Consider the following 9127-nt stretch of genomic DNA (forward strand, 5'->3'; position numbering starts at 1 on the left):
AGCGGGTGGTTTTTTGTTTCGCACGCTTCGCGAGCTCAACTGGCTAAAGCCATAATAAAAAAAGCATCCGTTCCCCAATGAACGGATGCTCTGTTAAACCGCCAACCGACGGCAGCTTTACCTGACTAGAGTTGAAGACTCGCAATCGCCGCCTTCAAAATGCCGCAGGAATGCGCAAATTTCTGCTGTTCCTCCCAAGTCAAGTTCAGCTCCAGCAATTCCTCGATTCCGCCATCACCGATAATGGCAGGCACACCGCAGCAAACCCAGGTTTGGCCATATTCCCCTTCCAACACAGCGGAAACGGCGATGATTTTGTGTTCATCGTTTAGGATGGATCTCACGATATAAGCCAGCGCGTTTCCAATCCCAAACTGCGTATTGCCCTTGCGGGTAAAAATCTCCCATCCCGCATCTTTTGTTTTTTGCGCGATTTCGTCCAGCTTGACGTGGCGGAACCGCTCCTTATGCTGCTCCAAAATATGCAGTAGCGGCTTCCCGCCGATCGTGACATGCGACCAGGCCACAAACTGCGAATCCCCATGCTCTCCCATCGCATACCCGTTTACACTGCGTGGATCAACAGCAAAGACCTCCGACAGCAACGTTTTGAGCCGAGCCGAATCGATGGAAGTCCCGGTGCCAATCACCCGGTTCCGCGGGAACCCCGACACCTCGCGCACGATATATGTCACGATATCCACCGGATTCGCGGCGACGACAAACACGCCGTCAAATCCTCCATCTACGATGCGGCTGACGATATCCCGCGTAATCTTCTCCGCCTCGCCCAGCACATCCAATCGCGTTTGCCCCGGCTTCGGATTCGCCCCTGCCGTCAGCACAACCACATCCATATCGCGGCAGTCCTCCAGCCGGCCAGCATATACCTTCGTACGGGTTTGCGTAAAGTCCATGCAATGCGACAAATCGAGCGCATGTGCCACCGCACGATCATACGTCCGGTCGATCATCATAATCTCATCGCAGATCGATTGATTAATCATCGAATAAGCGCAAGCCGTACCGACCAGGCCGGAACCAACGATCGTCACCTTTCTCGCTTTTTTGGCCATTCTGCCGCCTCCCTCTCCTATCCATTCTCTTGATCCGATGCCTAAATTATAACCGCAAACCAGTTGACCCGTATATTAGGTACAACACACAAAAAAACTGCCGGAAAACCTCCCGGCAGTTCATAACGATAGATTTAACTTTTCATCCGCGGGTCAAGCGCATCACGCAAACCATCGCCCATCAGGTTGAAGGCAAGTACCGTCAGCATGATTGAAATCCCCGGGAAAACTACAGTCCACGGAGCGGTCGCGATAAATTGACGCGAATCAGACAGCATCTTGCCCCATTCCGGTGTAGGCGGCTGAGCCCCTAAACCGAGGAAGCCCAGCGCAGCCGCTTCGATAATCGCCGTAGCGATCCCCAGCGTGCCCTGCACAATGATTGGTGTCAAGCTGTTTGGCAGGATGTGCCGCAGCAAAATCGCGCTGTTTTTCATCCCAATTGCCCGTGCTGCAGTGATATACTCTTCATTCTTCAAGCTAAGCACCTTCGCCCGCACCAGCCGCCCATACGTCGGGATGTTGACGATGGCGATGGCAAGCAACGCGTTTTGCAGCGACGGACCAAGGATGGCCACGATCGCGATCGCCAGCAAAATGCTCGGGAACGCCAGCAAAATATCGAACAGGCGCGAAATCACCATATCGATCCATTTGCCGTAGAACCCTGCCAGAATGCCGAAGAGCGTCCCCAAAATGATTGATCCCACAACGGAGAACGTCCCCACCCATAAGGAGATTCGCGCCCCGTATAATACGCGGGTGAACAGGTCGCGTCCCAGATCGTCCGTCCCAAACCAATGCGATGAGGACGGCGGTTTTAAGCGGTCGCGCAAAACCTGCTTGTCAAATTCATAAGGAGCAATCACCGGGGCCAGCAAGGCGATCAGAATGAAAAACACGATCATGATCAGGCCGGCCATGGCGATTTTATTTTTGCGGAACGCTTTCCACGCATCGCGCCAAGGTCCGGAAACCTTCCCGGCCGGGACGGCGGTGCTGCGGTTTGTGCTTGCTGTAGTTGCCTCTGCCATGGTTTCCCTCCTTTACCGGTAACGGATGCGTGGATCGACCGCTGCGTACAGCAAATCCACGATCAGATTGATAATGACGAAAATAAAGGCGATAACCAGAATGCCGGATTGAATTACCGGATAATCACGCGAGCTGATCGCTTCGTAAATATACCGTCCCACACCAGGCCATGCGAAGATCGTTTCGGTCAAAACCGCACCGCCAAGCAATGCGCCAGTTTGCAGTCCGATGACCGTCAGCACGGGAATAAATGCATTTTTCAAGGCGTGTTTATAGATGACAATAAATTGCGACAACCCTTTGGCCTTGGCCGTGCGAACGAAATCGGAATTCATAACTTCCAGCATACTCGACCGCGTCATCCGAGCGATAACCGCCATCGGAATTGTCCCCAGCGCAATACTTGGCAAAATCAGATGTCTGCATACTGTCCACAGCTGATCCCAGCGACCAGCGATAATGCTGTCGATCACATACAGATTCGTGACCGCTTCAACCGGGTCGCGTTGATTCATCCGCCCGATGGAAGGCAGCCAATGCAATTTGAGCGAGAAGATCCACTGTTCCATCAGCCCGAGCCAGAAGATCGGCATCGATACCCCGATCAGTGCGATTAACATACAGATGTAATCGAACCACGAATTCTGCTTCCAGGCACTGATGATGCCGGCATTCACGCCAAAGAAGATCGCAAAGGCCATCGCCGCCACGGTTAATTCCGCCGTAGCCGCTAGATAGGGGGTGATCTCCTGGGCAATCGGCACTCTCGTGCGGATCGATTGCCCCAGGTCACCTTTTAACAAATCTCCCATGTAAGAGAAATACTGCTGATACCACGGATTGTTCAGGCCCAGTTGCTCGCGGAGCGCTTCCTTGGATTGCTCCGTGGCCTTCTGCCCTAGAATCGTTTCCGCAGGATCACCGGGAATCGCATGGATAATGGAAAATACGATAATCGTCATGCCGACTAGGACAGGAACCATGATGAGTATTCTTTTCAAAATATAAGCTTTCAAGATGAGGTTCACCTGCCAGAGGCGTTAAGATCCCGCCTGTTATTCGAAATAGATGTTGCTGTAGTATTCCGTACCTGTCGGCGCCGGAACGTATCCTTTCAGATTCGCTTTTGCAGCCAGCAGCGGCGTTGTATGCACGAGCGGAATCCACGGTGCGTCGGCTTTAATGATTTCTTGCGCTTGTTTGTAAAGTTCTTCACGTTTCGATTGATCCGTTTCGATTTGCGCCGCAACTAACAACTCATGCAGCTCGTCACTCGAATAGTACGTGTAGTTATTGGACGGAATCGCGTCTTTGTCCAACAGCGTGTACAGGAAGTTGTCTGGGTCCCCGTTGTCACCGGTCCAACCAAGCATGAACAGATCGTCTTTTTCACCGGCTTGCGCATCGTCGAGATAAACGGCCCATTCCGGAGATTCAATTTTCACTTTTACGCCAACTTCTTCAAAGTTTTGCTGAATAACTTCGGCGACCTTCTTGCCATCTGGCATGTAAGGACGGGATACCGGCATGGCATAGAAGACATATTCCCCTGGCAGACCGTTCGGATAACCAGCTTCAGCCAGCAACGCTTTCGCTTTCTCTGGATCATACTCATAATCAGCAATGCTATCGTTGTAGCCCCACAGGGACGGCGGCATTGGGTTCTTAGCCGGTTCAGCTTGGCCTGCGAAGAAGGCATCGATGATCGCTTGCTTATCAACGGCATAGTTCAGCGCTTGTCTTACTTTCACGTTGTTAAACGGTTCTTTCTTCAGGTTGAAGCCGACATAACCGACGTTGTTGGAAGGACGCTCGATTTTTTGCAGATCCGGGTTCGCTTCCAAGGTTGCCAGATCGTCTGGGCTCAAGTCTTCCATCAAATCGATTTCACCGCTTTGCAACGCGTTGAAACGTGCCGAGTTATCTGGAATGGAGCGAACGATCACTTTGTTCAGCTTCGGAAGCCCTTCTTTCCAGTAGTTCGGGTTCTTCTCTAACGTAATCGAGTCGTTGCGTTTCCACTCTTTGAATACGAATGGACCTGTACCTACCGGCTCGTTCTTGAAGTTTTCTTTCTTCTCCTTGATGGCCGTTGGGCTGGCGATCCCGAAGGAGGTCATGGCCAGGTTTTGCAAGAACGGCGCTTGCGGTTGGTTCAGTGTAAACTTAACCGTGTTCTCGTCGACCGCTTCTACTTCCTTGATAACGCGTTTGCCGTCTGGACCAAACATGGAATCATAGTAGTCAAAGGAGTCGCCTTCAAATTTGTATTCGCTGTTTGGATCAGACCAACGGGTGAAGTTGAATACAACCGCATCCGCATTAAAATCCGTACCATCATGGAACTTCACGCCTTGACGCAGCTTGAAAGTGTAAGTCAAACCGTCCTCAGATACGGTCCAGTCCTCAGCCAACGAGCCTTGAACTTCGGTAGTTCCTTCTTTGTACTCGAGCAAGGAATCAAAAACTTGGTGTGCGATTTTCAAAGATTCGCCGTCGGTTACAATCGCTGGGTCCAGCGAAGCGGAATCCCCGCCGCGGCCTACGACCAACGTGTCTTGAGCGGAACCCGTCGGAGTGGTTGCCTCCGTATTCGCACCCGTATTCGTTCCGCCGGAATTGCTGCCACCGGCATTGTTGCTGCCTCCGCACCCCGTCAATGCGATGGCGGCGCTTAGCATCGTAACAAGAACAACACTACTCCATCTCTTTGCTTTCATTTTGTGGCTCCCTTCTGAATCCCAATATATAATTTCTTGTTTATAAAAAAGCTGGGCATAGTACCCAGACTATAAACCTTTAGAGGTAGTTCAAAACGTCATCTTTATGCCAAGCTCGCGCTTCCTGTGTTCTTCACTTCGGTGTACAGATGGCAAGCCGTCAAATGGCCCGCATCCGTCTCAGCCAGCTCAGGGCGGTGCGTCCGGCAAACGTCCATTGCCATCGGACACCGCGTATGAAACGCGCAGCCGACCGGCGCATTAGCCGGGCTGGGCACTTCGCCTTGCAGAATAATCCGCTCGGTCTTCTTGTCCGGATCCGGCTGCGGAACTGCGGAGAGCAACGCCTGGGTATACGGATGCTGAGGTGACGAGTACAGCTTGTGTTTGTCGGCAATCTCAACGATCCGGCCGAGGTACATAACCGCTACCCGGTCGCAGATATGCTTCACGACACTTAAATCGTGGGCGATAAAGATGTACGTCAACCCGAACTCCTCTTGCAGATCCTGAAGCAGGTTCACCACCTGCGACTGGATCGACACATCCAGCGCGGAAACCGGCTCGTCGGCGACAATCAGCTTTGGCTGGAGCGCCAATGCACGGGCGATCCCGATCCGCTGCCGCTGACCGCCGGAGAATTGGTGCGGATAACGCTGCAGATGGCTTTGCGCCAGACCAACGACATCGATCAACCGGTCGATCATCTGTTTACGTTCCTTGGCATTGCCCACGCCGTGAACGATCAGCGGTTCCTCCAGAATCCGCTGCACCGTATGGCGAGGATCCAACGAGGAGAAGGGATCCTGGAACACAATCTGCATATCCTTGCGTTTCCGGCGCAGCGCCTCTGGCGACAAAGCCGTGATGTCCTCCCCTTCAAAAATCACCTTGCCGCCGGTCGGCTCAATCAGCCGAAGCAGGGAACGGCCAGTGGTAGATTTACCACAGCCGCTTTCCCCGACGAGTCCAAACGTTTCTCCCCGGTGCACGGTAAATGAGATGTCATCGACCGCTTTAACGAATTGCTGGGACTTGCCAAACCATCCGCCCCCGAGAGGGTAGTATTTTTTTAGATGTTCAACTTGCAGTAAGGGTTCACTCATACAACTTCCTCCTGTGGCGTTTCGTGGAGCCAGCACCGGCAGCTATGCGCCGTTTCGTATTCTTTCAGCTCAGGCAGCTGCTCCGAACAAATCGGCATCGCATGGGAACAGCGTTCGGCAAAGCGACAGCCTTTCATCTGGGTGTTCAGGATCGGCACGTTGCCTGGAATGGAGAACAGACGCTTGCGGTCCTCGTCCATGCGCGGCACGGACTTGATCAACCCTTGGGTGTAGGGGTGCAGCGGATTTTTAAAAATATCCCGCACCGGCCCTTCCTCCACCACTTTGCCGGCGTACATCACAGCTACTCGGTGACACATCTCAGCAACAACCCCAAGATCATGCGTGATCATCATGACGGCCGTACCGTTCTCCTCATTCAAACGCCGAATCAAATCAAGGATTTGGGCCTGGATGGTCACGTCAAGCGCTGTAGTAGGTTCGTCGGCGATCAGCAACTCCGGATTACAGGAGATCGCCATCGCGATCATCACCCGTTGCCTCATCCCGCCGGAGAGCTGATGCGGATATTCATCGATGATGGCCTCCGGTCGAGGAATGCCGACCTTTTTCAGCATGTCGATGGTATGTTCCCGCGCTTGCTTTTTGTTGAGCCCCCGGTGCAGCCGAACCGTCTCTCCGATTTGCTGGCCGACAGTAAACAGCGGATTCAGCGACGTCATCGGTTCCTGAAATATCATGGAAATCGAGTTCCCGCGAATGGCTCTCATTTCCCGCTCTTTCATCGGAACGATGTCCTTCCCCTTAAACTCGATCGACCCTCCGGTAATTTTGCCAGGCGGCTGAGGGATCAGCTTTAAGATCGATAAGGAGGTAACGCTTTTGCCGCAGCCCGATTCGCCAACGACACCAAGCACCTCGCCGGGATTCACATACAGGTTCACGCCGTCCACCGCAGGGATTTCGCCTCGGTCCGTAAAAAAGTGGGTATGCAAATCCTTAATCTGCAAAATGGGTTGAATCATGTTTACAGCCTCTTTTCCCGTGAAAATGGAATCTCGCAATTCGACAATGTCCGCCAACAATAGACAAATGTACAATTCATCTGTCGCACTGTAATTTCCTAAAGCATTAAGGTGTAACTTAGCCCCTCTTTCTCTAAGTTACGACACTCGACCTTCGAAATGTCTCTACAACGCGGACGAATGTACATCTTCGCTTCCGCACAGCAATCAAGTAAAGCGGAAGCCTATGCAGAAGGATTCAATGAGCGATATACGGTAAATCACATTTCTCTTTGCCGTAATTTCGCTAAAAGTGACGATTTATCGAACTATGGTCAATTGAAGTGTTAAGTTAACTAACATAAAAAAATATTTGTTTGTTTGATAAGCTACTTTACATCATTTTCACAGAATAGACAATAGAAAATTTCAAGGTGTCATATCTATGACAGCTATTTGGCAGGTCATTCTTAAAATTTGAGATGATCGAAACATTTAAGGTAGAATGGAAGTAACCGTTATCAAAATAGGTGAGAGGTGATGGTAAATGAGTTTCACGTTATCTTTGGGAAGTGCGGCTCCAAACTTTAATCTGCCGGCTACAGATGGCCAGACCTACTCTTTAGAATCATTTGCTTCGGCCAAGGTGCTTGTCGTGTTTTTTACGTGCAATCACTGTCCTTATGTACTCGGCTCCGATGAAGTCACGCGGCAAACGGCGGAGAAGTATAAGGATCGGGGGGTCGTGTTCGTAGGAATTAACTCGAACAGCGAGAACACTCACCCGGAAGACTCCTTCGAGCACATGGTTAAACGGATGGAGCAGCATCGATTCCCTTGGGTGTATTTGCGAGACAAGGAACAGACGGCAGCGAAAGACTATGGGGCCCTGCGCACGCCGCATTTCTTCGTCTTTGATTCTGGCCGCAAGCTTGTCTATACGGGACGCGGCGTGGATAACCCACGTGACACGAGCAAAATGACGGTCAACGATCTGGATCGGGTGTTGGAGGAACTTACCGCTGGTTGCGAAATTTCAATTCCGTTAACCAATCCGATCGGCTGTAATGTGAAATGGGAAGGGCAGGATGCTCACTGGATGCCAGCGGACGCCTGCGATTTGGTGTAAGCTGATGAGCCGCCTATATGATTTTGAAGTCCGTACGATTACGGGGGAAACCACGACGCTCGCGCCATATCAGGGGCAGGTGTTGCTTATCGTTAATACCGCCAGTGCATGCGGGTTGACACCGCATTATGCGGGGCTCCAGCAACTGTACAGCAAGTACAAGGATCAAGGCTTCTCCGTGCTTGGGTTCCCATGCAATCAATTCGCCGAACAAGAGCCTGGAACGGAGGCGGAGATTAAAGCTTTCTGTGAAACGAATTATCAGGTCACCTTCCCGCTGTTCGCCAAAATCGACGTAAACGGTGAGAACGCCCACCCGTTATACCGTTATCTGCGGGAGCATACACCAGAACCTTACGATACAGGGGATATCGAATGGAACTTCGTGAAGTTCCTGGTTGGGCGAGACGGCGAGATCGTCAAGCGTTATTCGGCTCGCACCGAACCATCTGAGATTGAGCCGGACCTTCAAGCGCTGCTGTCAAGTACGGCAGCTGACCATTAATGTTAAGGCCTGACGCCTAGATCACCAAAACCGCTGGCAGCTTCATGCTGCGGCGGTTTTTTGCTGTGCCTCTTAGAATAAAAACGGTGTTGTGATCGACAATTTTCGCTATAATTCTATTTATGATAAACACTAGAAGAACTGAGCCTTTTCGTTACTCTCTGAATCCGCCGATCGCCGCATCGCTCGAAATTGTGTCGATTGACGGGCAGGCGCTGCCCCTGAAACCGGCGCAGATCGAGCTTATCGATATCAGCAAATCCGGTTGCCGGGTCCGCACCGAATTGAATCTGCACGCATCCTCCCACGTGATACATGTCCTATTGCATGTTCGCTTAAGCGATGAGAATCGCACTTTCTCCGGCGAAATCCGCTGGCAAAGAGAGCTGGAGCCCCCCAATCACCATTATGGGTTACATCTGGAGCTTAACGACGAGGAAAAGGAGGCTTTGAACGTCGAATTGAGGGGGATGGCTGCATCTCGAAGAATCATCGTAAAATAAAGCGAACGCCCCACCGGTATTTTATGGCGGGGCCGTGTCAACTCATATAAAAATGTTACCGAAGGATAATGGTTCACTCACGTAATTT

Annotated in this window: 9 protein-coding genes; 3 read left to right on the forward strand and 6 right to left on the reverse strand. The window is 51.6% G+C overall.

What is annotated here, in order from left to right:
* Positions 1-125 precede the first annotated feature (125 nt).
* The 6 genes from RW092_RS11240 to RW092_RS11265 form a co-directional block, all read right to left on the reverse strand.
* Complete coding sequence (locus RW092_RS11240; RefSeq protein ID WP_316010234.1) at positions 126-1076, reverse strand: L-lactate dehydrogenase; 951 nt, start codon at positions 1074-1076, stop codon at positions 126-128.
* 134 nt (positions 1077-1210) lie between these two features.
* Positions 1211-2110 carry a nickel transporter permease gene (gene nikC, locus RW092_RS11245; protein ID WP_260070332.1) on the reverse strand — a complete coding sequence of 300 codons (900 nt, stop codon included), beginning with the start codon at positions 2108-2110 and terminating at the stop codon, positions 1211-1213.
* 12 nt (positions 2111-2122) lie between these two features.
* A complete protein-coding gene (locus tag RW092_RS11250) occupies positions 2123-3127 on the reverse strand; it encodes an ABC transporter permease (protein ID WP_028539365.1) in 1005 nt (334 codons plus the stop codon).
* Positions 3128-3166: 39 nt separating this feature from the next.
* The gene (locus RW092_RS11255; RefSeq protein WP_316010235.1) at positions 3167-4831 is read right to left on the reverse strand and encodes an ABC transporter substrate-binding protein; all 1665 of its coding nucleotides are present in this window, start codon (positions 4829-4831) and stop codon (positions 3167-3169) included.
* A 104-nt stretch (positions 4832-4935) separates the two neighbouring features.
* The gene (locus tag RW092_RS11260) at positions 4936-5937 is read right to left on the reverse strand and encodes an ABC transporter ATP-binding protein (RefSeq protein WP_316010236.1); all 1002 of its coding nucleotides are present in this window, start codon (positions 5935-5937) and stop codon (positions 4936-4938) included.
* Positions 5934-6923, reverse strand: a complete 990-nt coding sequence (locus tag RW092_RS11265; RefSeq protein WP_016311088.1) for an ABC transporter ATP-binding protein — start codon at positions 6921-6923, stop codon at positions 5934-5936. Before RW092_RS11265 ends, RW092_RS11260 begins: the two co-directional genes overlap by 4 nt.
* A 526-nt stretch (positions 6924-7449) precedes the next feature.
* Between RW092_RS11265 and RW092_RS11270 the strand changes: the two genes are divergently transcribed.
* The 3 genes from RW092_RS11270 (at position 7450) to RW092_RS11280 (ending at position 9039) form a co-directional block, all read left to right on the forward strand.
* Complete coding sequence (locus tag RW092_RS11270; RefSeq protein ID WP_016311087.1) at positions 7450-8031, forward strand: thioredoxin family protein; 582 nt, start codon at positions 7450-7452, stop codon at positions 8029-8031.
* Positions 8032-8035: 4 nt separating this feature from the next.
* Positions 8036-8536 (forward strand): glutathione peroxidase, encoded by a 501-nt coding sequence (locus tag RW092_RS11275; RefSeq protein ID WP_316010237.1) that lies wholly within the window; start codon positions 8036-8038, stop codon positions 8534-8536.
* Between the two features lie 122 nt (positions 8537-8658).
* Positions 8659-9039 (forward strand): PilZ domain-containing protein, encoded by a 381-nt coding sequence (locus RW092_RS11280; RefSeq protein WP_127576738.1) that lies wholly within the window; start codon positions 8659-8661, stop codon positions 9037-9039.
* Positions 9040-9127: the final 88 nt, after the last annotated feature.

The sequence above is a fragment of the Paenibacillus sp. 3LSP genome (assembly GCF_032465655.1).
Lineage (GTDB): Bacteria > Bacillota > Bacilli > Paenibacillales > Paenibacillaceae > Fontibacillus > Fontibacillus barengoltzii.

Coding starts and splice junctions, on each gene's coding strand:
- RW092_RS11280 (WP_127576738.1), top strand. CDS start 8,659: ATGATAAACACTAGAAGAACTGAGCCTTTTCGTTACTCTCTGAATCCG.
- RW092_RS11260 (WP_316010236.1), bottom strand. CDS start 5,937: ATGAGTGAACCCTTACTGCAAGTTGAACATCTAAAAAAATACTACCCT.
- RW092_RS11270 (WP_016311087.1), top strand. CDS start 7,450: ATGAGTTTCACGTTATCTTTGGGAAGTGCGGCTCCAAACTTTAATCTG.
- RW092_RS11255 (WP_316010235.1), bottom strand. CDS start 4,831: ATGAAAGCAAAGAGATGGAGTAGTGTTGTTCTTGTTACGATGCTAAGC.
- RW092_RS11275 (WP_316010237.1), top strand. CDS start 8,036: ATGAGCCGCCTATATGATTTTGAAGTCCGTACGATTACGGGGGAAACC.
- RW092_RS11240 (WP_316010234.1), bottom strand. CDS start 1,076: ATGGCCAAAAAAGCGAGAAAGGTGACGATCGTTGGTTCCGGCCTGGTC.
- nikC (WP_260070332.1), bottom strand. CDS start 2,110: ATGGCAGAGGCAACTACAGCAAGCACAAACCGCAGCACCGCCGTCCCG.
- RW092_RS11265 (WP_016311088.1), bottom strand. CDS start 6,923: ATGATTCAACCCATTTTGCAGATTAAGGATTTGCATACCCACTTTTTT.